This window comes from Anabaena sp. UHCC 0399 (genome assembly GCF_034931465.1).
Lineage (GTDB): Bacteria > Cyanobacteriota > Cyanobacteriia > Cyanobacteriales > Nostocaceae > Trichormus > Trichormus minutissimus.
In genome coordinates this window covers 10,085-36,504 of the sequence record NZ_JAYGGZ010000066.1, presented here as the reverse complement: position 1 = coordinate 36,504, position 26,420 = coordinate 10,085, and the positions used below count along the sequence as shown (strand labels likewise).

The 26,420-nt window shown below is 41.3% G+C and carries 25 protein-coding genes; 8 read left to right on the top strand and 17 right to left on the bottom strand.

Annotated features, from left to right (window positions below):
• Positions 1-314 precede the first annotated feature (314 nt).
• The gene (locus VB693_RS25885; RefSeq protein WP_323268754.1) at positions 315-1,592 is read left to right on the top strand and encodes a hypothetical protein; all 1,278 of its coding nucleotides are present in this window, start codon (positions 315-317) and stop codon (positions 1,590-1,592) included.
• 117 nt (positions 1,593-1,709) lie between these two features.
• Here VB693_RS25885 and VB693_RS25880 read toward each other — a convergent pair whose 3' ends face one another.
• The 6 genes from VB693_RS25880 to VB693_RS29135 all read right to left on the bottom strand — a co-directional run bounded on the left by VB693_RS25880 (position 1,710) and on the right by VB693_RS29135 (position 6,699).
• Entirely contained in the window at positions 1,710-3,113 is a 1,404-nt protein-coding gene (locus tag VB693_RS25880) for a ferredoxin:protochlorophyllide reductase (ATP-dependent) subunit N (RefSeq protein WP_190707659.1), read from the bottom strand.
• Between the two features lie 168 nt (positions 3,114-3,281).
• Positions 3,282-3,992, bottom strand: coding sequence for a DUF5331 domain-containing protein (locus VB693_RS25875; protein WP_323268753.1), 711 nt, complete (start codon positions 3,990-3,992; stop codon positions 3,282-3,284).
• 28 nt (positions 3,993-4,020) lie between these two features.
• Positions 4,021-4,887: a ferredoxin:protochlorophyllide reductase (ATP-dependent) iron-sulfur ATP-binding protein gene (gene bchL / locus VB693_RS25870; protein WP_323268752.1), complete on the bottom strand. Its 867-nt coding sequence runs from the start codon at positions 4,885-4,887 to the stop codon at positions 4,021-4,023.
• Between the two features lie 540 nt (positions 4,888-5,427).
• On the bottom strand, positions 5,428-5,685 hold the full coding sequence (locus VB693_RS25865) for a TIGR02450 family Trp-rich protein (protein ID WP_237995789.1): 258 nt from the start codon (positions 5,683-5,685) through the stop codon (positions 5,428-5,430).
• Between the two features lie 70 nt (positions 5,686-5,755).
• Entirely contained in the window at positions 5,756-6,130 is a 375-nt protein-coding gene (locus VB693_RS25860; protein ID WP_323268751.1) for a hypothetical protein, read from the bottom strand.
• 227 nt (positions 6,131-6,357) lie between these two features.
• Positions 6,358-6,699: a DUF3011 domain-containing protein gene (locus VB693_RS29135; RefSeq protein ID WP_416233427.1), complete on the bottom strand. Its 342-nt coding sequence runs from the start codon at positions 6,697-6,699 to the stop codon at positions 6,358-6,360.
• Between the two features lie 452 nt (positions 6,700-7,151).
• Between VB693_RS29135 and clpB the strand changes: the two genes are divergently transcribed.
• Complete coding sequence (gene clpB / locus VB693_RS25855; RefSeq protein ID WP_323268750.1) at positions 7,152-9,770, top strand: ATP-dependent chaperone ClpB; 2,619 nt, start codon at positions 7,152-7,154, stop codon at positions 9,768-9,770.
• Positions 9,771-9,826: 56 nt separating this feature from the next.
• On the opposite strand, the gene pyrR is transcribed toward clpB, so the two are convergent.
• From pyrR to VB693_RS25835, 4 genes are all read right to left on the bottom strand, one after another.
• Positions 9,827-10,369: a bifunctional pyr operon transcriptional regulator/uracil phosphoribosyltransferase PyrR gene (gene pyrR / locus VB693_RS25850; RefSeq protein WP_190707645.1), complete on the bottom strand. Its 543-nt coding sequence runs from the start codon at positions 10,367-10,369 to the stop codon at positions 9,827-9,829.
• A gap of 109 nt (positions 10,370-10,478) precedes the next feature.
• Positions 10,479-11,462, bottom strand: coding sequence for an adenosylcobinamide-phosphate synthase CbiB (gene cbiB / locus VB693_RS25845; RefSeq protein WP_323268749.1), 984 nt, complete (start codon positions 11,460-11,462; stop codon positions 10,479-10,481).
• A gap of 77 nt (positions 11,463-11,539) precedes the next feature.
• Positions 11,540-11,983: an Rrf2 family transcriptional regulator gene (locus VB693_RS25840; RefSeq protein WP_190707640.1), complete on the bottom strand. Its 444-nt coding sequence runs from the start codon at positions 11,981-11,983 to the stop codon at positions 11,540-11,542.
• A gap of 26 nt (positions 11,984-12,009) precedes the next feature.
• Positions 12,010-12,132 carry a hypothetical protein gene (locus tag VB693_RS25835; protein ID WP_277880700.1) on the bottom strand — a complete coding sequence of 41 codons (123 nt, stop codon included), beginning with the start codon at positions 12,130-12,132 and terminating at the stop codon, positions 12,010-12,012.
• Between the two features lie 328 nt (positions 12,133-12,460).
• Here VB693_RS25835 and VB693_RS25830 point away from each other — a divergent pair, with 328 nt between their 5' ends.
• Complete coding sequence (locus tag VB693_RS25830; protein ID WP_190707637.1) at positions 12,461-12,874, top strand: AbrB family transcriptional regulator; 414 nt, start codon at positions 12,461-12,463, stop codon at positions 12,872-12,874.
• An 83-nt stretch (positions 12,875-12,957) separates the two neighbouring features.
• Here VB693_RS25830 and VB693_RS25825 read toward each other — a convergent pair whose 3' ends face one another.
• Positions 12,958-14,835, bottom strand: a complete 1,878-nt coding sequence (locus VB693_RS25825) for a chloride channel protein (protein WP_323268748.1) — start codon at positions 14,833-14,835, stop codon at positions 12,958-12,960.
• Positions 14,836-15,274: 439 nt separating this feature from the next.
• Here VB693_RS25825 and VB693_RS25820 point away from each other — a divergent pair, with 439 nt between their 5' ends.
• Complete coding sequence (locus tag VB693_RS25820; protein WP_323268747.1) at positions 15,275-15,655, top strand: hypothetical protein; 381 nt, start codon at positions 15,275-15,277, stop codon at positions 15,653-15,655.
• 108 nt (positions 15,656-15,763) lie between these two features.
• Here VB693_RS25820 and VB693_RS25815 read toward each other — a convergent pair whose 3' ends face one another.
• Positions 15,764-17,380 carry a glycosyltransferase family 39 protein gene (locus tag VB693_RS25815; RefSeq protein WP_323268746.1) on the bottom strand — a complete coding sequence of 539 codons (1,617 nt, stop codon included), beginning with the start codon at positions 17,378-17,380 and terminating at the stop codon, positions 15,764-15,766.
• Positions 17,381-17,606: 226 nt separating this feature from the next.
• On the opposite strand from VB693_RS25815, the gene VB693_RS25810 reads away from it, so the two are divergent.
• On the top strand, positions 17,607-19,184 hold the full coding sequence (locus tag VB693_RS25810; protein WP_323268745.1) for a hypothetical protein: 1,578 nt from the start codon (positions 17,607-17,609) through the stop codon (positions 19,182-19,184).
• 117 nt (positions 19,185-19,301) lie between these two features.
• Here VB693_RS25810 and VB693_RS25805 read toward each other — a convergent pair whose 3' ends face one another.
• The 4 genes from VB693_RS25805 to VB693_RS25790 form a co-directional block, all read right to left on the bottom strand.
• Positions 19,302-20,594 (bottom strand): recombinase family protein, encoded by a 1,293-nt coding sequence (locus tag VB693_RS25805; protein ID WP_323268744.1) that lies wholly within the window; start codon positions 20,592-20,594, stop codon positions 19,302-19,304.
• Between the two features lie 50 nt (positions 20,595-20,644).
• The gene (locus VB693_RS25800; RefSeq protein ID WP_323268743.1) at positions 20,645-21,004 is read right to left on the bottom strand and encodes a VOC family protein; all 360 of its coding nucleotides are present in this window, start codon (positions 21,002-21,004) and stop codon (positions 20,645-20,647) included.
• 189 nt (positions 21,005-21,193) lie between these two features.
• The gene (locus tag VB693_RS25795; protein WP_323268742.1) at positions 21,194-22,783 is read right to left on the bottom strand and encodes a B12-binding domain-containing radical SAM protein; all 1,590 of its coding nucleotides are present in this window, start codon (positions 22,781-22,783) and stop codon (positions 21,194-21,196) included.
• A 221-nt stretch (positions 22,784-23,004) separates the two neighbouring features.
• A complete protein-coding gene (locus tag VB693_RS25790; RefSeq protein ID WP_323268741.1) occupies positions 23,005-23,388 on the bottom strand; it encodes a metalloregulator ArsR/SmtB family transcription factor in 384 nt (127 codons plus the stop codon).
• A 122-nt stretch (positions 23,389-23,510) separates the two neighbouring features.
• Here VB693_RS25790 and VB693_RS25785 point away from each other — a divergent pair, with 122 nt between their 5' ends.
• The 3 genes from VB693_RS25785 (at position 23,511) to radC (ending at position 25,625) form a co-directional block, all read left to right on the top strand.
• A complete protein-coding gene (locus VB693_RS25785) occupies positions 23,511-24,200 on the top strand; it encodes an MBL fold metallo-hydrolase (RefSeq protein ID WP_323268740.1) in 690 nt (229 codons plus the stop codon).
• A gap of 27 nt (positions 24,201-24,227) precedes the next feature.
• Complete coding sequence (locus VB693_RS25780; RefSeq protein WP_323268739.1) at positions 24,228-24,761, top strand: rhodanese-like domain-containing protein; 534 nt, start codon at positions 24,228-24,230, stop codon at positions 24,759-24,761.
• A gap of 132 nt (positions 24,762-24,893) precedes the next feature.
• Positions 24,894-25,625 (top strand): RadC family protein, encoded by a 732-nt coding sequence (gene radC / locus VB693_RS25775; RefSeq protein WP_190707602.1) that lies wholly within the window; start codon positions 24,894-24,896, stop codon positions 25,623-25,625.
• Here radC and VB693_RS25770 read toward each other — a convergent pair.
• Positions 25,622-26,281: a HupE/UreJ family protein gene (locus VB693_RS25770; RefSeq protein ID WP_323268738.1), complete on the bottom strand. Its 660-nt coding sequence runs from the start codon at positions 26,279-26,281 to the stop codon at positions 25,622-25,624. The two genes, radC and VB693_RS25770, sit on opposite strands and share 4 nt — an antisense overlap.
• Positions 26,282-26,420: the final 139 nt, after the last annotated feature.

Sequence of the window (26,420 nt, the reverse complement as noted above, 5' to 3'; positions counted from 1 at the left end):
CACCCCTAAACCGTGATTTTTACGTTCAGCAATGATAACTATTTTATCTCAGTTATATCTCCTATAATCCCTTCACAGTAAGCTTTTTATCTTTTCTAGACAAGTCTAATATTTGCATACTTTATTGTATCTCTATCTAAGTTAATATATTTTTATGATATCACTCCCTGTATCCCATTATCTACAGTTAGCTAGAAAAGAGTGATCGCTATTTCATGAGATACTCTCCAACCAAAATTGGGAATACTAGGTAAATCATAGCTCCTTTCCAAATATAAGCAAGGTAGCTCATTTATAGCAACTAGGAGAATATTGTGGGTTTACCAATAACAGTAAGTTTTATGCTTCCTGCTTGGATTGCTAAAGGATTAGCTGATGGAACATTTGAAAGAGTTGGGGGTGTAATTCGAGAAGTCGGTAGTAAGCGAGTAATTACTTGGTTAAGGGATTTTAGCCCTTCCGCCTCTCAAGGTATGTCCTTAGCTTTAAATCCTGTAAATGGTGTACTGAATCTAATTGTGTCAGGCGCGAACGCAGCCATTTCTGCTAAAGGATTTGCTGATGTTAATCAACGGTTAGGTGGAATTGAAAATCAGTTAAATAATATTCAGCAAACGTTACAACTTACTCAAGGAATGTTGCAGATCACTACTGCTGCTAGTGTACTGAATCTTGGTGTTTCAGTTATAGGGTTTACTATAATAGCACACCGATTAAAGGAAATAGAACACAAACTACAACAATCACAAGAATTATTAAATAAGATCAACCGAAAAGTTGACCTTGTTGCCTATGCTAACTTCCATGCTGGAATCGAATTAGCGATTAATGCCTTTACAATGAATAACATTGAAAACCGCAGAAATAGTGCTTTACAAGCTATTAATAGATTCTTAGAGGCAGAACATATTTACAAAGACTATACTGTTAATGAAATGTCTCATAAAAGCCACGTTATTAGTCAATATATACTAACATTATCCTTAGCATATATAGCAGAAGCACGTTGTTATTTAGAATTAGAAGAACGGGAAACAGCGACTCGTCGTTTTCAGGAAGGCACAAAAATTATTAGGTTACTAATTAATAAGTATATAGAAATTATGCTCACTTCCAATCCAGCAGTATACTTACATCCTCAGTTTAAAGATCAGATTGATTTGCGAAGAGTAACCAAAATTTATCAATGGATTAACCCTAATTTAGATGAAAATGCTGTATTTGATTTACAACGTGAGAATTTATTCAAAATAGCACAGGACTCTAACCATTGGTTATCATCTCTTCCCTCTGCTATTGTAGATCGTGGTGAGATTCAATGGGGAATATTTGGAGCTAATCCAACTCCACTAACAGGAAGATTTGAGAAAGAAGCTTATAAACGTCTTCCACAAATCTTGGAGAATATAGAATCTATCATTGAAACAAATCACCGATTTGAATCGTATCAAACAGAAATACAAGCAATATCTCAACTAGGTATCAGCTTTCATGAATGGCTCAAATTAACTCCTATAGAGAACCAAGCAAACGGTGCAGAATTAATGTATATAATCCCATCAACACCCTTACAAATATCACTACCCATTTAAAATTGCTTCTTTCCTTCGCGCCTTTGCGCCTTCCCTGTGGGACGCTCCGCGAATGCGTGAGACATAAAAAAAGGCGAACTTTGTTCGCCTCTAAAATAATTATTTCAAAACCCAAATTTAAATCTTCGCTTCTTCCCTAACCAACTTATCCCAACCCAAATCTTTCAACTCATTATTTCGACGCAGTGGACGAGTTACCAACTCTAAAATGTCACGCGCATTAGTGAAACCGTGAATTTGAGCAAAGGTAAACTCTACAGACCATTTAGTATTAATCCCTCGTGCCTCTAAGGGGTTAGCGTGCGCCATACCAGTAATTACTAAATCTGGCTTCAAATCATAAATTCGCTGCACTTGGTTGTAATTGTCTGGCTTCTCGACAATTGTGGGGACAGGTACGCCCATTTCATGGCAAGCTTTTTCTAACATTGCCAACTCAGCAGCTTGATAGCGTTTATCCATGTAGGGGATACCAACCTCCTGAACAGTCATCCCACAGCGCACTAAGAACCGTGCTAATGAGATTTCTAGTAAGTTGTCACCCATGAAAAATACAGACTTACCACGAATTAATTTTACGTATTCTTCCAAACCTTCCCAAATTTGCGCTTCCCGTTCATCTAACCCTTTGGGAGTAATACCAAATACCGAGCAGATTTTTTCAATCCAAGCGCGAGTACCATCGGGGCCGATGGGGAAGGGTGCGCCGATGAGTTTACATTTGCGGCGGCGCATTAAGGTAGTAGCAGTGCGGCTGAGGAAGGGATTAACACCAGCGACATAATATCCTTCTTCCAACACTGGTAGTTCAGTGAAGCGTTTTGCGGGTAGCCAGCCGGAAACTTTGATGCCTTGTTTTTTCAGTTCTAAGGTTAACTGAGTGACGACGGGATCAGGAAGCGAACCGAAGAGAACCAAGGGGGGATGATTGACATACTCTGATTCTTCTTGAGCTACGTCTTCTTTTTTCTTCCCGAAATTGAGCAGCTTTTGAATGCTGTTCCGTTCGCTTTTTTCATTTTCTGTTACAGGAACTTGACTAGGACAACGGTTAGCCATTGCAGCTAAAACGGTGTCTTCCCCTTGAGTAAAGGCGTAATCTAAGCCGTTAGCACGCGCCACAACAATAGGAATCCCCAGTTCGCCTTCTAACTGTGGTGCTAGACCTTCCAAGTCCATTTTGATGATTTCGGTGGTGCAAGTGCCAATCCACACAATTACACTAGGGTTGCGATCGCGCTTAATTTGCTCGCACAATCGTTTTAACTCCTCATAATCCTTCAATTGTGCGGAAATATCCCCTTCTTCCAACTCTGCCATTGCATAGCGGGGTTCTGCAAAAATCATTACCCCCATCGCGTTTTGGAGGAAATACCCACAAGTCTTAGTTCCAATCACCAAAAAGAAACTATCTTCTATTTTTTGATATAACCATGCCACACAGCTAATTGGGCAAAAGGTGTGGTAATTTCCAGTTTCACACTCAAAGTTTAAAGCTGTTGGTTCTTGCGCGACGGTCATTTTGGTTTTTCTCCCCTTTATATTTAAAGGCAGGTGAAAATAGGGTCAGCATCCAATGGGGGAGTTGTAAGTAATAAATTTTACTCCCTACTCCCCACTGCCTCACGCTGTAGTATGTGGCACATAGCACCAACTAACAATCCCTAAATTCAACAGCAACGTTAATATTTATGCGTTGGGGAAGAGACGGGCAATTTCTGATTCATCAAAAACGCCTGCTGGTAATTCTTCCCCCATGAAATCATTACTTTCTTCATCCTTTTGTAAGGACGTTTCATCACCCCAGACATCTGATAACACGTCACTGAAAGCATTTTCATCAGGTGTATTCAGATCCTCAAGCATTTGATCTTGCAAATTTTCGACTGATGCAGCTGCAACATCAAAGGAAACATCATCAAAATCGTCTTCTTCTTGGCTAGATGCTTCGAGTCCATTGAAGGTGTCTTCAATGTTACCCATTATCAGCGTTTGAGAATCGGTATCTTCGCCAAAACCATTGGTGTGAGAAACAATGAAGGTTTCATCATCATTGTTATCTTCCATTGACAGATTTGACTGGTGTTGATGATGATCTCGTTCATCTTGAGGAATTACACTGTTACCGAGAGCCATGTCTGGGTCAAAATTTAAATCCAGTACCTCAATTAAGGTATCGGCATCAGGATTGAGTTTGGCAAAGGGAAACATTAACTGCGCTAATTTGGGTTCTAGCGCATTTAGCACTCCCAGGATGAGGTAAGAAGGCGGACGCTTCCCACCATCAGGTGTATAGACTGATTCCACTTGCATGTGGAGTTTTATCCAATCGCGATTGGCTTGGAAAAATTGCAACCACTTCTGTCTAATCGAATCTGTAAAGCTATTAAAGAAAGCCATATTGACCCCCATCCTGAAACTAGATGATTTATACAATCATCAAGTCTAATTCCTCTTCAGGATTAGCAACCTGTGGTTTACGCGGATTTAAATAAAAATCGGATAATAAAGAGAATAATTCACGGTCTGGAGAATCGTTAGGTACGACTCCTTCAGGACGCGCGAGAATTTGGTCGGCAATGTTGAGGTAGTAGTCACAAACATAGTTTAAAGATGGGTCAGATTCTGCCATCTCAAACAAAGTTTTACCCTTGACGCGAGACACCCGGATATCTTCGATTAATGGCAAGACTTCCAACACGGGCATTGGTACTGCTTCGATATACTTTTCAATCAAGTCGCGCTTGGAGGTACGGTTGCCAATTAATCCAGCTAGACGCAGTGGGTGAGTCCGTGCTTTTTCTCGGACTGAAGCTGCAATGCGATTGGCTGCAAACAAGGCATCAAAGCCATTATCGGTAACGATCAGGCAGTAATCAGCATAGTTAAGGGGTGCTGCAAAACCGCCGCAAACAACGTCACCCAAAACATCAAACAAGATCACATCATACTCATCAAAGGCGTTGAGTTCCTTCAGTAATTTTACGGTTTCGCCAACGACGTAGCCACCACAGCCAGCACCCGCAGGTGGCCCACCAGCTTCTACGCAGTCTACGCCACCATAGCCTTTGTAAATGACATCTTCTGGCCAGACATCTTCGTAGTGATAGTCTTTTTCTTGTAGGGTATCAATAATTGTAGGAATTAAAAATCCAGTCAGGGTAAAGGTGCTGTCGTGTTTGGGGTCGCACCCAATTTGCAGCACTTTTTTGCCGCGTTTGGCTAGGGCGACTGAGATATTGCAGCTAGTTGTAGACTTGCCTATCCCACCTTTTCCGTAAACTGCTAATTTCACTTTTGTTTGCCTCTTATCGTTTTTTATCAAACTTGTGGCTAAAACATTTTCCTTCACCTAGCCAATCGGTGGCGATGTGTGAGGTATGTGAATGTGATTATTGACGAAATTCCACAAGAAAGAAAGGGGGTGTAAATATGAAAAACAGCTATAAAGGAAGTTAATCAACTCTATTTAAATTTAAGCTCAATAAACTTAAATATAAATGCTTATTTTTTTGAAAAAAATACTTTTTTAAAATTTTATCTAACTTTTTATATAAAATTGGTTACAAAAGACAAAATAAAAAATAACGTATTATCAAGATTTTGCATAGATTTAGCTGACTGGCATGAGCATTATGATATGGCTAGAGTTGATCTGCTGGGAGGCGATCGCAAATTATATAGTGATCTGAGCGGTATACAGCAAAATCTCAGGGATCAATAAACTATTTTCCGCCTTATACCTATATCTGAACCTTGCTGACCTGATGTAGATTAGCCAAATAGAACTTTTTTGTAAAAAAATATTAATTTTTCCACTATTACCTAGGCTGGACTAAAATTTTGGTTCAGCTTCAAGTGCTTCTATTTCTTTGAGGGATTGCCATCCGGCTTGCCACTGAAAACCATCTTGTAATAATTTGGCGTTGATCCAAAAACGGACATTCGGATCACAAGCTGCTACCATTTCCGCATAAACCCATTTAGCTTGATTTTTGCGGTTGACAACTTGAAAGTGTCTCCAACCATCTATTTTTGTGGTGGCTGTCCATTTAGAACCTACTAGGTAAGGAAATTTTTGTTTTTTAGGCATGGGTTGAGATTTTAAACGCAGAGGAGCGCGGAGGTATGCGCGGAGGTGCGCGGAGTTATGAAATGTTGTACTAAGGTGTGAGCAAGTCGCCGTTGAGGGTGAACTTTTGACAGTAAAGTTTACCTTCTTGCTCGATACATAGGGAAAAGGATTTAATATGACTCCAACAGGTATCGATGTTGTTGGTGATTTTGCGCTTTTTTTTGCTGAGGCGTTGCTTAACGATTTCATTAGGGCAGAGAATTTCTAATGTGCCTGTACCATCCTCATGATTGACGATGCGAAATAGACAGTTTTGCAACATGGCGCGACTGCTGCTGTCGAAAAATCTTTTAAATCGCTGCAATTTTTCTCCTTCTGTCATATCCCGCAGACGCTTCATTTTAAATACATCTTCATCGTCAAAGTCAAATTCATCATCTTCAAAGTCATAAGGATCTATCATCTTCAGCATCCACTATCTGACCTGGAATTATGGTAACTCTGTGTGAGAGCAAGAGAGGACGAAAAGTAAAAGTAGCTATTAGTTTTCTGGATACACGAGTGGTTATAAGTGCTTACACAAACAACTAGTGAGCATTCAGAGGTCTGAATGCTCACTAGTTGGCAACACTTCTGCGAACTATTTTGTTTCTTAAAACGGGGAAATTTATTATTATCTGTTGCAGTCTATTACCTGTTATACCTACGATCTCTGTTGTATCTGTTATCTCTATTATACCTGCCATCTCTGCCGTATCTAGAATTGGCAACTGAGAACTCAGCTCGGCAACCGTTTCTCACCCAAACACGATCGCGGACATAACCCCAATTTCCTCTACAACTAGCATTAGACAATTGTTTAACAAATCTAACTTGGCCACTTGTGCGTACTACACACATGTTCCTCCGATTATTCATGCTTTCACAAGTGATAATTTGTTGCGCTGAAGCTGGGGGAACAAAGCTAAAAAATGTAGTGATGCTACTAGCAACAATAAAAGTAGCAGCCGCGATGGGAAAACGGACAACCATAGTAAATTAATGCTCCGTGAATATAATGCAAATGAAAATTAATTGATACCATGTTGATCATAAAATTTAGAGTCGAATGAACAAATAGGTCAAAAGTCATGAATCTATCTGTGATTAAAGTCATATTTCTGAGCTAATCAGTCTCCCATGCAGTAGCATGAAGCCTCATAACTTCATTGATTGCTCAAATTTGCATTTATGTACTGACCGTTGCTTGTAGTATGAAAATAAGTATTTTAACTGTTTGACAAAAAACGCTTGATTTGAAAATCCCACGGTGATCTCCAGGTAAGAAGATTCAACAGCAAGAGATAAAAGGTAATACTACTACCTGATGAAGACGTGAAGACCGATCCAGCTAGTTGTGCGACTATTCATAAAATAACCATATAAGAACAAATAAGAACTATTGTTCTATCTGCATTTGCGCGTCTACGTTCCTCAATCAGCCTATGCAACCGACTAATCCAAACCAATTTACAGAAAAAGCCTGGGAAGCGATCGCCCACACTCCTGATATTGCTAAACAGCATCAACAGCAGCAGATAGAAAGCGAACACCTGATGAAAGCCTTACTGGAACAAGAAGGTCTGGCTGGCGGGATTTTGACTAAAGCAGGTGTGAACTTACAAAAAATTAGCGATCGCACTGAACAATTTATCCAACGTCAACCGAAAGTCTCAGGTAACAGCACTTCTGTCTACTTGGGGCGGAGTTTGGATACACTCTTAGACCGCGCTGATGGATATCGGAAAGATTTTCAAGACGAATATATTTCTATTGAACACTTGTTACTGGCTTACGCTAAAGACGATCGCCTAGGTAAGGGGTTATTTCAAGAATTCGGGTTAGACGAAAGCAAACTAAAAAATATTATTAAACAAGTTCGTGGGAGTCAGAAAGTGACTGATCAAAATCCAGAAGGGAAGTACCAATCACTGGAAAAGTACGGGCGTGATCTCACCGAAGCAGCCCGCAAAGGTCAACTTGATCCAGTCATTGGGCGGGATGATGAGATTCGCCGCACGATCCAAATTCTGTCTCGCCGTACTAAGAATAACCCTGTGTTGATTGGTGAACCGGGCGTGGGTAAAACTGCGATCGCGGAAGGTTTAGCACAGCGCATTGTGGCTGGTGATGTTCCCCAATCCCTCAAAGACCGCAAGTTAATTTCCTTAGATATGGGTGCTTTGATTGCGGGGGCAAAATTCCGGGGTGAATTTGAGGAACGCCTGAAAGCTGTATTAAAGGAAGTCACTGAATCTGGCGGAAATATAGTTTTATTTATCGATGAAATTCATACTGTTGTCGGCGCGGGTGCAACTCAAGGTGCAATGGATGCGGGTAACTTGTTAAAACCGATGTTGGCGCGGGGTGAGTTGCGTTGTATTGGGGCGACAACTTTAGATGAATATCGTAAATATATAGAGAAAGATGCCGCTTTAGAAAGACGCTTCCAGCAAGTTTATGTAGGTCAGCCCAGCGTTGAAGATACAATTTCGATTTTGCGGGGGTTGAAGGAACGGTATGAAGTCCACCACGGGGTAAAAATTTCTGATAGTTCTTTGGTGGCTGCTGCTACATTATCTAGTCGTTATATTAGCGATCGCTTCTTACCTGATAAAGCCATTGACTTGGTAGACGAAGCCGCCGCTAGGCTGAAAATGGAAATAACCTCCAAGCCGGAAGAACTCGACGAAATCGACCGCAAGATTTTGCAGTTGGAAATGGAGAAGCTATCTTTGCAAAAAGAAAGTGATCCAGCTTCCCGCGAACGTTTAGAAAGACTAGAAAAAGAACTGGCGGATCTCAAAGAGGAACAAAGAACCCTCAATGCTCAATGGCAGTCTGAAAAGGATGTTATCAATAAACTTCAGTCTGTCAAAGAAGAAATTGACAAAGTTAACTTAGAAATTCAACAAGCAGAGAGAAATTACGACCTCAACCGGGCTGCGGAGTTGAAATATGGCACTTTAACCGACTTGCATCGTCGATTGGAAGCCACAGAACGGGAACTAGCCCAAGCCCAAGGTACAGGTAAATCTCTGTTGCGGGAGGAAGTCACCGAAGCTGATATTGCGGAAATTATTTCTAAGTGGACAGGGATACCCATCAGCAAATTAGTGGAATCTGAGAAGGAGAAACTGCTGCACTTAGAAGACGAACTCCATAACCGTGTGATTGGACAATCGGAAGCAGTGACAGCTGTAGCCGATGCGATTCAGCGATCGCGTGCTGGTTTGGCTGATCCGAATCGTCCCACAGCCAGCTTTGTTTTCCTTGGCCCTACAGGTGTAGGTAAAACCGAGTTAGCCAAGGCGTTGGCGGCGTATATGTTCGACACTGAAGAATCATTAGTGCGAATTGATATGTCGGAATATATGGAGAAACACGCCGTTTCCCGGCTAATTGGTGCGCCTCCTGGTTATGTAGGTTACGAAGAAGGGGGACAACTCACCGAAGCCATTCGTCGCCGTCCTTATGCCGTGATTCTCTTCGACGAAATTGAAAAAGCACACCCCGATGTGTTTAATATTTTCCTGCAAATTCTCGATGATGGTCGCGTCACCGATGCCCAAGGTCATACTGTGGACTTTAAGAACACAATTATTATTATGACCAGCAACATCGGTTCACAGTACATTTTAGATGTGGCTGGGGATGATTCCCGCTACGATGAAATGCGTCACCGGGTGATGGAAGCGATGCGGAATAGTTTTCGTCCTGAGTTTCTCAACCGGATTGATGAGATCATTATCTTCCACAGCTTGGATAAGCGGGAATTGCGGCAGATTGTGCAGTTGCAAGTGGAGAGGTTAAGGGAAAGATTAGGCGATCGTAAAATGTCCCTGCGACTCTCTGATGCTGCCCTTGACTTTTTAGCGGAAGTCGGATACGACCCCGTATTTGGGGCGCGTCCACTGAAGCGGGCAATTCAGCGCGAGTTGGAAACGCAAATTGCCAAGGCAATTTTGCGTGGTGAATTTAACGATGGGGATACGATTTTTGTCGATGTGCAGAATGAAAGGTTGTCTTTCAGTCGTTTACCTATTGAAGTGTTTAGTAGTTAGTTAAAGATTTAGTTCGCGCATTCGCGAAGCGTTCCGCAGGAAAGACGCAAAGAGAGCTAATAACCTATTAACTCTACTGCGTCTTTGCTATCCCAATCTTGCAAATAAACTTTCACTACTTCTTCTTTCGCAGTGGGTAGTTGCTTACCTATAAAATCTGGATGAATTGGTAATTCCCGATGACCTCTGTCAACCAAAACGGCTAAACGAATTACTTCTGGTCTACCATACTCATTGACTGCATTCAACGCAGCCCGAATTGTTCTTCCTTTAAAAATGACATCATCTACTAACACAACCGTCTTTCCTGTCAAATCAAAAGAGATGTTGGTTTTTGCCGGAGTTCGCAAACCAATTTGATCGAGATCATCTCGATAGAAAGTAATATCTAATGCTCCCACTGCCACATTTATACCTTCCAGTGCCTCAATTTGACGTGCTAATAGTTCAGCTAGCGGTACTCCACGGGTATAAATCCCAATCAATACCAATTGAGATAAATCACGGGTTCTTTCAATAATTTGAGAAGCCAAACGCGTTAAAGTCCGACGTAAGTCTTCTGAGGACAGGATTTCAACCACTTTGACAGGCGTAGACATAGTGTTCAGAGGGACTGGGGACAAATCAAGTCAAAATTAAATAACTTCTGAGAAGTGGGGCTAGGGAGAAAAAAGCAGATGCTTAGGGCAGATTTTACCTATTATCTGTTTAGGGTAACAAAAGGACGGCGATGGCGTTCCACCCAGCGTAGCTGATCGCAATTCCCAACCATAGTAAAAAGCAATATCTAGTTAGTTGTAAAGCATGGTCAATGTGAGTGGGTTTAATGGGATAAATGGGATCACCTAACAGAGGTTTCGGTTTGGGAACTCCCCGATACCAATTTGTACCTCCCATTTGTACACCCAAAATCGCTGCATAAACGCACTCACTCCAGCCTGAGTTGGGGCTAGGATCAGCAATTGCATCTCGGTAACAAATGCGCCATACATATAAAGGGTTTCTTGATAATAAGCCTAAAGTTAGAACTGTAAGACGGCAAGGCAACCAAGTTAAGCCATCTTCTAACCGCGCACTGAACCATCCTATATATGTATAAGGTAGTTCTCGATAACCCACCATTGAATCAAGGGTACTACTAGCTTTGTATGCCAACGCTAGGGGAACTGGCCCCACACCGGGAATAAAAGCACCAATAATTGCATAAAAAAGTGGAGCGATAACCCCATCGGTGGCATTCTCTGTGACTGTTTCTAAAACGGCACGCAAAATTTCTGATTCTGATAGGGTTTCGGTATCTCTGCCTACATACTTACTCAAAGTTTGGCGAGCTAATGTTAAATCTCCGGCTGTTAATGGTTTTAAAACATCAACTGCGGCATTTCGCAAACTTCTAAAAGCAAAACAGCTAGCTAAAAGAATACTTTCAGTGGCGATCGCTAACAGTGGATGTAACCATCTAGCTACTTGAACTATTAACCAACCTACACCACCACTACCAATGATTAAAAACAAAGCTAGCATAATTCCGGCTATCCTTTGTGTGAGAGATTGGTGGCTCAGTTGCAGAAAAAATTTACTCAAGCGAGAAATTATCCACCCCATCACTTGCACCGGATGAGGCCAACCCCAAGGATCACCTATTAAGTAATCTAAAATTGCCGCAATGAGGAGAACAATAGCTGATGACACGTTTGAATGGGAATAGGGAACAGGAGACAGGTGACAGAGGAGACAGGTGACAGAGGAGACAAACTAATGACTAATGACTAAACCACAAAACTTGCTTCTTCTCCTAGGGATGCTTGCCAACTACGAGCATCGTAATATAAATCTGCCAGAGTAATACTGTATAAAGCCTCTTTGAGTTTTTGGTTGAGTCTTTGCCATAGGCTAAATGTCACCCAATCTTCTGTTTGTGCTGGGGTGGGAGTGTGACGAGGTAAGTTTGTAATAGTTTCACCCACTGCTTCTAAAATTTGTCCTATAGAGATTTGGACTGGTTTCTTGGCTAGTTGGTAGCCGCCAACACTACCCCGAATTGATTTGACAAGTCCAGCACGACGCATTTCTATTAGCAATTTCTCTAGGTATGGAGCTGGGATATCTTGGCGTTTGGATATCACTTTCACTGATGCAGGCCCATAATCTGGTTGCAAACTCAAGTCAAGCAACGCCTTGACGCTGTAATGTCCTTTAGTAGTTAGTTTCATTGGTATTAGTCATTAGTTATTAGTCATTAGTCAACAGTCCATAGTAATAACCTAATGTTGGTTGTATGAGTTTCAGGGTAATGACTGGTAATTGGTAAGACAATATTTTCTTCCCAATTAGCAATTACCAACCCTAGATACCGCATCATCCTAATGACTATTGACTTAAGGATCAGTTTTGCTTATCACTTTACGCTCCAATGATCAATCTAAGTAAATAGATAAGTTTTTTTGCCCCACTTTAGAAAACTTAAATAAATATAGTTTAGCAGTGATCAACTAACTAAATATAGTTATCAGCATTCTCAAAAATAGATTGTCTGATGAATATTGGAAATTTTGCAACATTTTTACCTGTGAGTGTAATATACTTGGCTAGGCTGAGATAAAAACTAAAGGATACTGTTCCTATTAGCTCAAGTCAGCTAAAATGAAATTGATTCAACTACTTCAACCATTGATTTTTGCCCTAAGTTGATGCCTAAACAGAAAAAAATTGAACCACTACTCGGTGAAGAACTGCTCAAAAAAGTCAAAGAGCTAGAGAGCCTTAGCAAAGAAGAAAAAGCGAAGCAGTGTGGCTACTATACCGTTACTAAAAATGGTGTAGAGCGCGTTAATATGATGAAATTCTTGAATGCCTTAATTGATGCTGAAGGGATTCAGTTAGACAGCGCACCCAATGCCAATGGACGCGGTGGACGCAGTGCTAGCTATAGAATTAGTGTGCAATCAAATGGTAACTTGTTAATTGGTTCAGCTTACACCAAACAAATGAACCTCAAACCAGGTGATGAGTTTCTCATTACTTTAGGGAAGAAGCACATTCGTCTGCGACAAGTAGATGAAGATGAAAAGCTAGGTGTGGAAGCAGAGGAAGCTACAGCATAATAAATAATCAACGGTCAATAGTCAATAGTCAACAGTCTTAAGCTTCTACAGCATAATTGTAGAAGCAGTTAATTAGCTCATGACTATTGACTATTGACTAACCCATAAATTGCTTTACGTGTGAATGCCAATTCACAAGTTAGTGCAATTTGCTCTCGATCTAGCAAGCCTAAAATCAGATCATGGTTACCTTGTGCAACCACTGGTAATTGATGCAAACCTCTGAGAGTCATTCGATCAAAAGCCTCAGATAAAGGTTCATCACGCCAAGCGTAAAGGATTTCAGTGGTACAGATATCTATGATGGTTTGGCTGGCTAAATTATTCTGGCTTTCGATGGAAGAATTAGGGGAATTTTGCCATAAAGCAAGGGTACGATTGAGGTCTTCTAGAGAGAGGATACCAACCAACTGTTCCGCTTCATTAATTACTAAAGCACTACGTGTGCGATCGCGGGTCATTTCTTTTGCTGCTTCTAACACCCCTAAACTTGCAGGTAGTGTCTTTGGGCAAGAAAGCATGGCATCCTCTACTAAAATTTGCTGCAAAATTTCTACCTTTTCGTCTTTCAATTCCGAAAGACCAATTTGTTGGAGGTTGGAATTAGAGTTAGCATTTGGTTTGATCCGTTCTACTAACCATACACTTAAACTTACAGCCGCCATCAAAGGTAGAACAATTCTATAGTCGCGGGTGAGTTCAAACAGCATCAAAATTGCCGTTAATGGTGCGCGCACACTGCCAGCTAGTACGGCAGCCATCCCTACCATTGCATAAGCTGGGGGTGCGGCCATATATCCACTAATGCTGGGAATGATGAGGGGCAAAATTTTGGCGTATGCTGAACCCAAAGAAGCCCCTAGAAACATTGCTGGTGCAAACAAACCCCCTACAAAACCACTACCTGCACTAATAGCAGTCATCAACAACTTAACTACTAGTAAAGCTAGAAGTAAATCTAGGGAAAATTCTACATCTTGCAGCATGGCTTGGACTGTACCATAACCAATACCCAAAATTTGAGGGAATTGTAAAGCCACTGCACCGATAATTACACCACCAATAATAGGATGAATTGGTTGAGGAATTTTACCTAAAAAATTAAATCCTGGAACTGAACCAGCAAAACAAGCCTTTGCCAAACTAATTGATTGTGTATAAACCAAAGAAACTAAACTAGCACCCAAACCTAAGCCTAAATAAATAGGTAACTCTAAAGGACTGCGGACTTCGTACACAGGTAAAGCAAAAGCAGGTTGCGCCCCCAAACCAATTTGAGCAATCAAAGCTGCAACAACTGCTGCTAGTAAAACAATACTCACCGCAGAAGTAGCAAAAGATGTTGTCCCCATAACTACTTCTAAAGCAAAAAATACCCCGGCGATTGGGGCATTAAATCCAGCAGCTAATCCAGCCGCCGCACCAGCCCCCAACAATAAACGCCGCCTCTCTTGTGAGACTTGCAGGATTAAAGATAGCAACATCCCGAAATTAGCACCAATTTCCACACTCGGACCCTCTGGCCCCAAAGAAGCACCACTGCCCAAAGAAACCGATGCAGCTAACATTTTGGTGACTGGCCGCAGTTGTCGCTTCATCTCCGTACCATCAGAGGCTGCAATCAAAGATGATAGTCCAGGGCCAAAGTCTTGAGTCCGCCAGCGCATAAACCCTACAACTAATCCGCCCAAAGTAGGCACACAAGCTAAAGTCCAAGCACCCCAAACCCCGATCGCACCCATGAAATTTTCTAGCAATAGATCATGAATAAACTCGATTAAATAGTGAAACGTTACCACACCCATACCCGTACTACCGCCAATAATCAGAGCTAAAAACAGCACGACGGTTTCTGGAGACAGTTGAAAACGGTTAACGAGATGTAATAAACGGCTAGAAGGTATAGGCAAGGCAAGTTGTTCCTTTGCCTTCCCCAGATTGGCAGGAGGCAATAGAGTCATGGAAAAACGAAGTAAATGTAGGAGTAAGTTTAAATTTTTAGCTGTTACTTCTTATTGTCAGGCATTATTTATCAACCAGACAACTAGATTGCTTTGGTTAAAAAAATTTTTGCTACTCCAAATTTTTCTGGAGATAATGGTTAAATAAGAGAGAACTGATGGTTAATGAGCAACGCTCAATAGCAAGGTATGGGTAATTACTATTTTTATTGTCTAAACCATAAGGTATTGTCAAAACTGAGATTCAGTAATAGTAACCATCCTTGCCTCAGCATAGCTATCCTCTTGTTGCAGCCATTGAGTAATTCTCAGTATTGATGACTAAGTGTGTAATTAATGAATACCATTATACATACTGACCAAAGTCATTCAGCATAACTAGGGAATTGAATACAAGCATATTAGTAGAGCGCGTAAATGGACTAAGCGGACGAGGTAGATGAATACACACACCTTTGATAATCATTATGTTATTTGCCCCATTTGCCAAAGACATACTAAGGCAAAAGTGTTTAGAGCTTATATTGGCTTATTTAGTTGTCCGTATTGTCAAGAAAGATTGGTGGTTTGTCAAAGCGGACATTATGTACGCGATCCATTTGCTCTGAATCAAATGATGATTTGTTCAGCACTACGTCGTCAAAGCAGTCCTTTAGCCAGAATTATCCGCGATTTTGTTTTATGTAAGCGTCCTTTAGTAGCTTTGGTAGTCAGCACTGCCATTGTCTTCGGGATGATTACCATTACTCAAAAAGCGACACATGACGAAGTACAACAGCTAACACCAGTAGAGAAGATTGAAGGAAATGGGAAGAGGTAGGGGGCAGGGGAGTTTTTACCCCAATCCCCAATCTCCGATGCCCAGTTATTTAATTTTGACTTTTGACTTTTGACTTTTGAATTTTGAATTGATTTGTCCCCAACCCCTTTACAACCGCTTGGTTTCTTTGGTGATTAGTTTCCAGCCTTCGGCTTCATCAAGCAATTTCATAGAATCTAAGTGGAGTTTTTGGATAGCAGAGGCGTTTATAAGTAAGTAGGGTTGTCTGTCGTATTGCCAAGAATATTGCAGTCTATCAACAGAAGCGGGAATGATAGTGCGATCGCTATAAAAGTTTAATGATGGGCGATGCTGGGGAAAAGATGTATAAATATTGGTGACACTGGGATTGACGCGGTTAATCATGTCGGCTACTGGTTTGACTGGATAAGCTTCCCACAATTCCCAAACCCAGTAGTTAGATTTCATTAACAGTAATAGGGAAATATAAGTTCCCCAAAATAAAATCTTGAGAAATTGCCCATCACCGCGTTCTGCCAAAATAGCCGCTAATATCATTGTTAAAGCGACAGCTGCAAAAATTAGCTGTAAGTCTGTTTTGGGATGTGTTCCCCAACTAAAGTAAATGCTGCCAAAAGATGCTGCGACGGCCAGGATGGATAAACCAGCTACCCAAGTACGGGGATAGGTGGAAAATAAAGGTAAGTTTTCTATTTCTGCTAACTGTGTGCCGAAAGCTAAGGCTAAACAGGGGTAAATTGGCAAGATGTACCAAGAATATTTAGCACCCATCAAGGAAATCAGCAGTAAATAAACTCCACACCACACTAGTATGAGTCTTGCCCAACTAAGATTGCGATTTTCCCAAACTAAATTAGCAGTCTGTGGTAAAAAAATTAACCAAGGCCAAGTCCATTTGAGCAGTTCTACAAGATAAAACCAAGGTGCTTGGGAATTATCCAGAGTCAAATTACTTTGATTAAGAGATTGATTTAGCCAGGCATTTTGGAAAAAATCGTTACCATAGTGCATGATTTGCGCTACATACCAACCCGCTACAGGTAACATCCCCAAGGCAATTGCTATCCAGAGATAGCGGTTATTTAGTAATCTGGGTGTATCCCAAAATAAAAAGGCGATCGCCACAGCACCTAATAAAATACCTGCAAGTCCTTGAGTTAAACAAATTAGCCCAAAACTCAACCCTATACCTAAGCAGTAGCGTAAATCTCGGCGCGATCGCAATATGCACAATATCATCACCAACAAAAAACTCACCACTACTCCATCTAACATTGCTAGCCGTCCATGACGCACCACAGGTAGCATTGTTAAATAAACTAAGGCACTATAAATAGCTGCCCAACGATGGCGAAATATCTCTCGACTCAAGCAATATAGTAAAGGTACTGATAAAGCCGTGATAATTGCTCCTGGTAAACGTGTTGTCCACTCACTCACGCCGCCGAGAGAGTAGGCGGTAGCAATCAGGATGTGCAGCAAAGGTGGCTTATTATGGTAAGCTTGCCCCCCTAATGTTGGGTATAACCAACGCATCTCATCAGCTGGGGCGCGCCAAATTTCCTTGGCAACTTGTGCAACAGTCCCTTCATTCCAATCCCTTAGAGGTAAGTCTCCCAGATTAACGCTAAACAAGAGTAAGGCTGCTATTAGCAACACTACTAACCATAACCAGTCAATCCATTTTTCAGCCGTGCGGTGCTGTTTTTCTAGATGACCCCAAATAAAGCTTCCTTCTCGCATATTCTATGATCATCATTTTACTAAACTCAGTTGTTGCCACCTAGTAACAACCTTTGTGCTGAACAAATACTAAATTCCAAGGTTAGCTCAATTTTCTCTGGACAGCGATAATTTTTTAGAAAATTGTCTAAGATTTGATTCAATTTATTTAACAATTTTTTTTTGCTAAAAATGATACAAATATTGCCAACCAGGATGTGCTATTTACCAGTTAAGGAATTTGTCAATGACACTACCGTTTGTACTTGATATCACCATTGGATTAGTCTTTATTTACTTAATTCTAAGTTTATTAGCCTCAGAAATTCAGGAACTAATTACTACTGTATTACAGTGGCGTGCTGTGCATTTAAAAAAATCAATTGAAATTCTGATTGCAGGTGATGTTAGTCAATCAGAGGAAGACAGCATCATTGAACTAGTAAACGACTTATACAATCACCCTTTAATTAAAAGTGTTAATCAAGAAGCAAAAGGCTTTCTCACTATCTTACCTCGTAAGTTGATTTGGTTTCTATCTACTCTTCCAGTCAAGTTATCTCTATCTGGAAAAAAGCGGACTCTCAGTATTTTTGGCATATCCAAGAATCAGCAAGGAGAAAAACATAGTGCGCCTTCATACATTCCTGCGGATACCTTTGCTACCACCCTTATGGAAACATTGGGTATTCCTAAGTTGGTACAAAAGTTAACTGAGTCAAGATTAATAAATTTTGCTTACCAACAATTGCATGATGTTCAGAGTATTTTAATAAAATTAGGTGAACAGTCATACCATGCAGATGATGAAGTATGTAAATTTTTAGACAATATTGAGCAAGATTTTAGACAAAAAGTAGAGTACGAATTTAAAACAATTATTAATGACTACCAAAAAGACAAAACCGATTTAATCATTAGTCTGAGTCGCATGGCAAGGAGTTTAGATAGATTTATCGAAATATTTGCCTTAGATATGCCAGATAATCAATTTATTCACAAAGCTCTCCAGCGATTAAAACTGTTAAGAAAAGATATTTTTGATGATATTGAGCAAACCATTTGTTTACAGGGTTTAAGACCAAACATTAATGAGGTTGTGCAATTAATTAATGTAGGTAGTGAACTACAACAAGAATTTATCAATGAATTTAAAGATAAAGAAAGTGAAGCTTACCAAACATTTCAATCTCTCTGTCAAAAACTAGAAACATTCAGTAACCGACTGCCAGAATCTGTAGTAGACAATATGGCGACATTAGCAAAACGCGCTCAATTAAAAGCTAAAACTACAGAAGAAGGTGTTAATATACTTCGCCAAGAAATTGCAGCAACCTTTGATAATTCAATGGAAAGAGCCTCTGGTGTTTATAGAAGAAATGCCAAAGGCGTAGCATTATTAATTGGTTTTAGTATTGCAGTGATTGCCAATGCAGATACATTTCACATTGTGAGTATTTTATCTAAAGATGCAGCAATTCGTACAGTGATTGCCAGTAATGCGGGACAAGTAGTTCAGACAAATAGTGTTAATTCAACTGAAGAAATAAAACTGCTGAGAGAACAAACAAATAGTATTTTGGAAGAAATTACTTTACCAATTGGTTGGAACAAGGTGAACTTAGAGCAGCAGCTTGGCTTGACGTCAGATAAAAAAAATCCTGTGTTAATTAATAGTTATTTAACTATGGTTTTTGGTTGGTTACTCAGTGGTGTAGCGATTTCAATGGGTGCGCCTTTTTGGTTTGAGTTAATTGGTAGGGTTGTGAATGTGCGTAATTCTGGTAAGCGTCCTAAGTCTTCGGTGAAGTCGGAAGAAGCGTAATGATGTTAGTCCACAATATGATGAGTTTGCTTAATTACATGATGATGTTGTAAACCAACATTAAGACGTTAAAGGACTAAAGTCCTTACTACAAACATGGATAATGGCGTTATCAGGTTAAAAAATAAAAATTACCTGCAAATCCCAATCTTGATTTTGCCGGACAATCTCGATTTGTGTAATAAATTCTCGAAAATAAAATCGTCGTTCTGCTTCTGATAAATCTAGCCAAAATTGAGGGATGGAAACCGCCTGCGCCACAGATAACAAATTGACTGGGGGGAGAGTGGCTAACTTGGCTTGGAGTGCAGATATTTCTGTACGGAGTTTGTAAGCTCTTAACTTTGCTGTTTCTGTATCTAAAACACCAGTTTCTATCAAAGTGGGTAACTGTTCGAGGATTTCTTGCTGACGAGCGATCGCATCTCCTATACTATTTTTAACTCCATCTAACTGCGGCGAATTCAACCCCGCTACGGCTGGGGCTAAATCACAGCAAACCTTTTCAATGGTGCGTTCTAAAATTTCTTGGTAAGCAATAGCCCGACACTTGGGACTTTGTGGACAACTAATGGGGCGTAAATATAGATATTCCTTATCTTGACGGCGTTGAGTTACACGGGTAATTGTCATGTGTGACTGACACTGCTGACAGACAACCAACCCCGCTAAAGAACGGGGCGCACTAGCCGCGCGAGATGGTAAACGACTATTCCGGCGAAGAATCCGGTCAACTTGGGCGGCTTCTTCTCTAGAAATAATAGAAATATGGGTATCAGAGATAATTTCCCCATTGTGATAAGCCGTATCACCCCGATAGACGTGATTAGTCAACCACCGCTTACCAGTAGTCACAGAAATTTTCTTACCGTACTTTTTCCCTAAATGACGCACAGCACCCCTGAGAGAACCGTAGAGTAAAAAGTGATCAAAAAAATCTTTCACTACTGGCGATGTGCTGCGATCTATCGTGTATTTACCCTTACCCCGACGATAACCATAGGGAGGTTTACCGGGAGGCGGTGCAGCCTCAAGACGATTACGGGCGTGTCCTTGACGGATGCGCCGGCTACGTTGCTGGAGTTGAATTTCATGAAGTAACTTCAGCAAGTCTGCACGCAGATGAGAAGTTGCTGAGTTGTAGGCTTGTTCTGTAGCGATGACAGCCACACCCATAGCTTCGAGTTGAATTAGGCGATCGCTAACTTCTTCTACATTATCCCCCAATTCTTCCAATCGACGCACCAGCAGACAATCGACAGATTGAGTTTCGCAGTCTATTAGTAGTTGTTGCAACTGCGATCGCATACCCAAATCCGCATACACCAAATCCACCTCTCGTCCCCAATCAATTGACACGGGAGAGGTTTCTAATAAAGGATCAGTGTAAATGTAGGCAATACTTTTCAATAGTCAATATTAATTCTTTCTTTACTTCCCTGTCACCTGTCACCTGTCACCTATCCCCCACTCAGTTCGATCACATTTCCATCTGGATCTTTGACAAAGATAGCAGCACGACCAGAAGCACTGGCTTGTATGAGATAATTTTGATTGAGTAATTCTTGTTTGGCTGCGTCTAAATCTGCAACCGAGAAAGCAACGTGGGGATTGCGTCCCCATTTGTCGTTGGGTTTTTCTGTAGGTACATCCGATGCAACTATCAGGTGAATTTGATAGTTACCCACTTGATACCATGCACCGGGATATTTTAAAGTGCGGTCGATTTTGGATAAGCCCAAAACCTGGCTGTAGAAATTTTCCGCCCGTTCTAAGTTAGTCACGAGAATTGCTGTGTGGAGACTCTGAGTAATCTGCATCGTTGGTAAAGTGCGATCGCGTTTATTCTATTTTCACCCATTCGCACTCATACCGAGAAACCTGATAGAGACGTAGCATTGCTACGTCTCTACTCAGCACTCAACACTCAACACCGGCTAAACGCCGCGCTACTGCTAACAGCACGGGCTAAACGCCCCGCTACCGCTAACAGCACTCAGCACTCAGCACTAACTCACAACAGCTTCAGCCTTAGCCTCTACTACAGGTACATAGGGGGTTTCTGCACCTTGGGCTAAGTATTCTGCCAGTTGTTTTTCAATCTCGTCACGCACAATTTGACGATATTCTAGAAAATGCTCGTTGTGGGCGCAAGCTGAAATGTAATGTTCAACAACTCCAGGGTTATGCTTGAGGATGCTAAACAGGTGATGCCAGAATTTCCAGCGAGTTTCTCGTTTAATACCTTGTCGCCAAATTACAATCAATAAGGCTTTAACTACTACCAACTCTGGCATCTTGAATGGTGTTTTATAACGTGGCGCACCCAACATCAGGAAACAACGATAGGTGCGATCTAAATATTTCACAGGATCATATAAAGCACAGAAAGCTTCAACGTACTCTCTAGCAATATCTTCTAAAGGACGGGTAGCGATAAAATTCATCAACGTAGTTTGGTTGATGTTACTTTCTTGATTTTCCCGTAATCTGCCTTCTTTCTTCAGGCGATGCCATAATGCTGTGTTGGGTAAGGCTTGCAACATAGCAAAGGTGGTAGAGGGAATTGCAGCTTGTTCAGCAAATCTGACGATGCGATCGCCTGCGCCTGCTTTTTCACCATCAAATCCAATAATAAACCCAGCCATTGGGCGTAACCCAGCTTTGATGATGGTTTGCACTGCATCAGTTAAGGAACTCCGAGTATTTTGGAATTTCTTCGTCATTTGCAAGCTATCTTCATCTGGGGTTTCAATTCCCAAAAATACGGCGGAGAACCCAGACTCAACCATTAAATCTAGCATTTCTTGGTCTTGTGCTAAATCAACGGAAGCTTCAGTATCAAATTTAAACGGATACTGATGTTCTGCCATCCAGACTTTTAACTCTTTCAGCAACAGCTTCACATTGCGCTTGTTACCGATAAAGTTGTCATCTACCATGAACACACCCCGCCGCCAACCCAATTCATAGAGGTAGTCTAACTCTGCTAATAGTTGGGCTGGATTTTTGGTGCGGGGTTTGCGTCCATACAGCACAATGATGTCGCAGAATTCACACTGGAAGGGACAGCCGCGAGAAAACTGCACCGACATCATGTCATAAGCATTAAATTCTAGTAAATCAAAGCGGGGGATGGGTGTACTTGTTACATCTGGTTTTTCTGCGGTGCGGAATTTACCGGAGGTTTCCCCTCGTTGAATTGCTTCCACAAACATCGGTAGGGTGATTTCCCCTTCATCCAAAATCAGAAAATCTGCCCCAACATTCTCCACGTCATGGGGTGTAGATGTAGGATAAGGTCCGCCAACAGCTACCAACTTACCGCGTTGCTTGGCTTCTTGGATTTGTTCTAATAAATCTTGTTTCTGGACAATCATCGCGGAGAAAATCACGAGATCCGCCCACGCCCATTCTTCTTCTGTGGCTGGACGAATGTTGCGATCCACCAGCTTAAATTCCCATTCTTGGGGCAGAATCGCCGCTACTGTGACTAAACCTAATGGTGGTAACAGCACTTTGCGATCAACTAAAGCCAGAATTTTTTCGTATGACCAAAAGGTTTTGGGAAATATTGGATATACCAGTAGAACACGCATCTCGTATCAATCCTCACGCTTTGATTGTGATCCCAATTTAACGAAAATAATTACTAATTGACTTTTAAGTAGATTGGCTTTAGTTTACCTCTAATGGTTTTTACTGTGCAATTAGTGGTAAAAAATATTGAACCACAGAGACACTAAGACACAGAGAGACTCAAAGCAATTTCTCCGTGTCTCCGTGTCTCTGTGGTTGAAAGGCTTGATACATGACAAAATTAGCGGCGATCGCCTAGGTTAACGCGTAGCCCATCGCTAGTGGCTAACGCACTATTTTCCAGTTGCTTTATTTGTTGTGACTGTTGCGCTAATCGAACTGATAAACTCTGACAAACTAACTCGCACAAATCAAAAATAATCGGATCAGAAATTTCATAAAACACACTCACGCCCTGGGGTTGACGCTTGATAATACCTGTCTGCGCCAAAATTTGCAGGTGCTTGGAAACATTAGCTTGTTTAAGTTGTGTAATTTCCATAATTTCGGTGACATTTTTTGCACCTGTTTTCAACGCACACAAAACTTGTAAGCGACTCACCTCAGATAAAACTTTGAAATACTCTGCAATGGGTGTGAGTGTCGTAGGAGACGATTCGAGCATAGTGCAATCACTTTCAGTAGATTTTTTGTTGACACTAGCTATTGTACCATGTTTATGTTGTATTACTATATAGTAGTATAGTATGAAAGAGCCAGCATGATCATTGTCTAGGAGTTGAGACTATGTTTTTTCGACAACTATTTGATCCAGAAACTAGCACTTACACTTATTTGATTGCAGATGAGACAAGCAACACTGCCATTTTAGTTGATCCAGTGCTAGAACAAGTCGAACGCGACCAAAAGCTAATTGAGGAACTGGGTTTGACCCTGCGTTACTGTTTAGAAACCCATATCCACGCCGACCATATTACTGGGTCTGGGAAACTGCGGGAGTTAACAGGATGTCAGAGTATTGTACCGATGGGGGCGAATGCAGTCTGTGCTGACCGGAAAACTCAGCATGGTGAAGCCTGGGAAATCGGGTCAGTTGTGATTGAAGCGATCGCCACCCCAGGACACACTGACAGTCACATGGCTTATTTGGTGAACAAAACCCATTTGCTAACAGGGGATTACCTACTGATTCGCGGGTGTGGACGCACAGATTTTCAAGGCGGTGATGCAGGAACGCTTTACAACAGCATTACCCAAAATTTATTCACCCTACCTGATACCACACTCGTTTATCCAGGACACGATTATCGGGGACACATGGTTTCAACTATTGGCGAGGAGAAAAAATTTAATCCTCGGTTTGTAGGACGCGATCGCTCAGATTTTATCAAATTGATGGGTAATTTAAACCTACCCAATCCGACAAAGATTATGGAAGCAGTACCAGCCAATCAACTCTGCGGACGAGCAGTCTAATAAATTCAAAATTCAAAATCAGGAATTATGACACAAACTCAAAAACTCGCTGAAATTGATGCAGTCACACTCAAACAATGGCTGGACTACAACAACGTCTTACTAATTGACGTGCGCGAACCTTCTGAATATGCAGAAGAACATATCTCCGGTGCAAAGTTACTTCCTCTGTCTAATTTGCAGCCGAACCAAGTAACCTCACAAGGAGAACCCATAGTTTTATACTGTCGTTCGGGGAATCGTTCCGCCCAAGCAGCCAAAAAGTTGATCGCCGCAGATATTCACAACGTCTATCAACTGCGAGGAGGACTACCAACTTGGAAAGCAGCAGGTTTACCAACCGAAATTAATCTTCATGCGCCAATTAGCACGATGCGACAAGTACAAATTGTTGCAGGTTCATTAGTTGTCATCGGAACTGTGCTTGGTGCATTTGTCTCACCTTGGTGTTTAATTTTGAGTGGTTTTGTAGGTAGCGGATTAGTCTTTGCTGGGGTGACAAATACCTGTGCAATGGGAATATTACTAGAGAAACTACCTTATAACCGTCAGAAGCCTTAATTCTGCTAACGTGCAGAAACAATATCATCTCTAAAATTTAAAGATTTGCTCAAGATAGGATAATTGCGATCGCAAACAGGGCATAACTAAAAATAGTTGCATCTACATAAGTGGCTATTTTTTAGTTGTTTTATGACCTATTGCCTGAGAATTGCTGATATACCTGAAAATGAGCGTCCCCGCGAACGTTTAATGAGTCACGGCCCCAAAATCCTAGCCACAGCTGAATTGATAGCAATTCTTTTAGGGACAGGACAAGGGCCAGGTAAACTTTCAGCCGTAGGTTTAGGACAATATATCTTACAAGAATTGGGCAAACATCAACGTGACCCCTTAGCAGTGTTGCGAGAAGTGACACCTGCTGAATTAATGCAAATACCTGGAATTGGCCCCGCTAAAGCCACAACTATTTTAGCCGCAATTGAATTGGGTAAACGGGCTTTCCACTCTCGCCCCTTAGACCGTACACCCATTGATAGCCCAATTGTGGCAGCTGCGGCGTTGAGTCAAGATTTAATGTGGCAAGCACAAGAACGTTTTGCTGTCCTATTATTAGATGTGAAAAATCGTCTACTGGGTACACAAGTAATTACCATCGGTACAGCCACCGAAACCTTAGCCTCTCCCCGCGAGATTTTTCGAGAAGTAATTCGTCAAGGCGCAACACGGGCGATAGTCGCTCATAATCACCCTTCAGGAAACTTAGAACCCAGCCCAGAAGATATAGAGTTAACGCACCAATTGTTAGCAGGGGCGCAGTTATTAGGGATACCGTTGCTGGATCATTTAATTTTGGGTAACGGTAATCATCAAAGTTTGCGAGAGAATACCACCTTATGGAATGATTACCCCCAAGGTGATTAAGCAATTAAGCTGCTGAGAAATACCATACCGATTCCGCAAACAGCAAAACCTACAAAGCGAGTTGTCCAAAATAAAGCATTTTGAATTTTTTCCTTGTTGATGGAGTTAACTATTTGTTTAGCACTTGTGGCAACTGCATACAAAGTCAAAATTGTACCTAATATATAGGTTAACGTTGGTAATAAACCTACACCGAGCAGAGATTGAGTCTCAACATAACCTAGGAATGTACCAGCGATCGCGCCTAATACAACTACAATCACCCAATTACGTTGATTAGGCATTACCAATATTCCACCCAAAGCAATAGTAGCAACAGCGATCGCTATCTCTGCACCAAATAAATTGATTTGTAACAGATGCAGTATTATTCCCACCATTGCGGCAAATATAAAAGAGACAGTCATCAGGGAACTATGAACCATATTCCCAGAGAGTAAACCCATCGCTAAGATGCTCACAAAACTATCCAAGCGCAAAACTGGATCTGCCAGTCCCCACAAGAAGCCATCCCAAGAGTTAGAGATACTGTGTACAGACGATACGCCACTGAATGAACTCAACAAACTAATTAAAATTAAAGCAGCGATCGCCCCAAGATGACGATAATTAATTGGCCAGACAGTTGGAAATTTTGATTTTGATATAGAAAACATCTTGATCCGGAGTTAATTTTTTGGTACTTTATACTGCCCCAGTAGGCAGAAAAACTAACACAAAATTGAGTGATTGGGAAACAAGGGAGAATAAATATTGACTCCCTACTCCCTACTCCCTACTCCCCACTCAGCACTC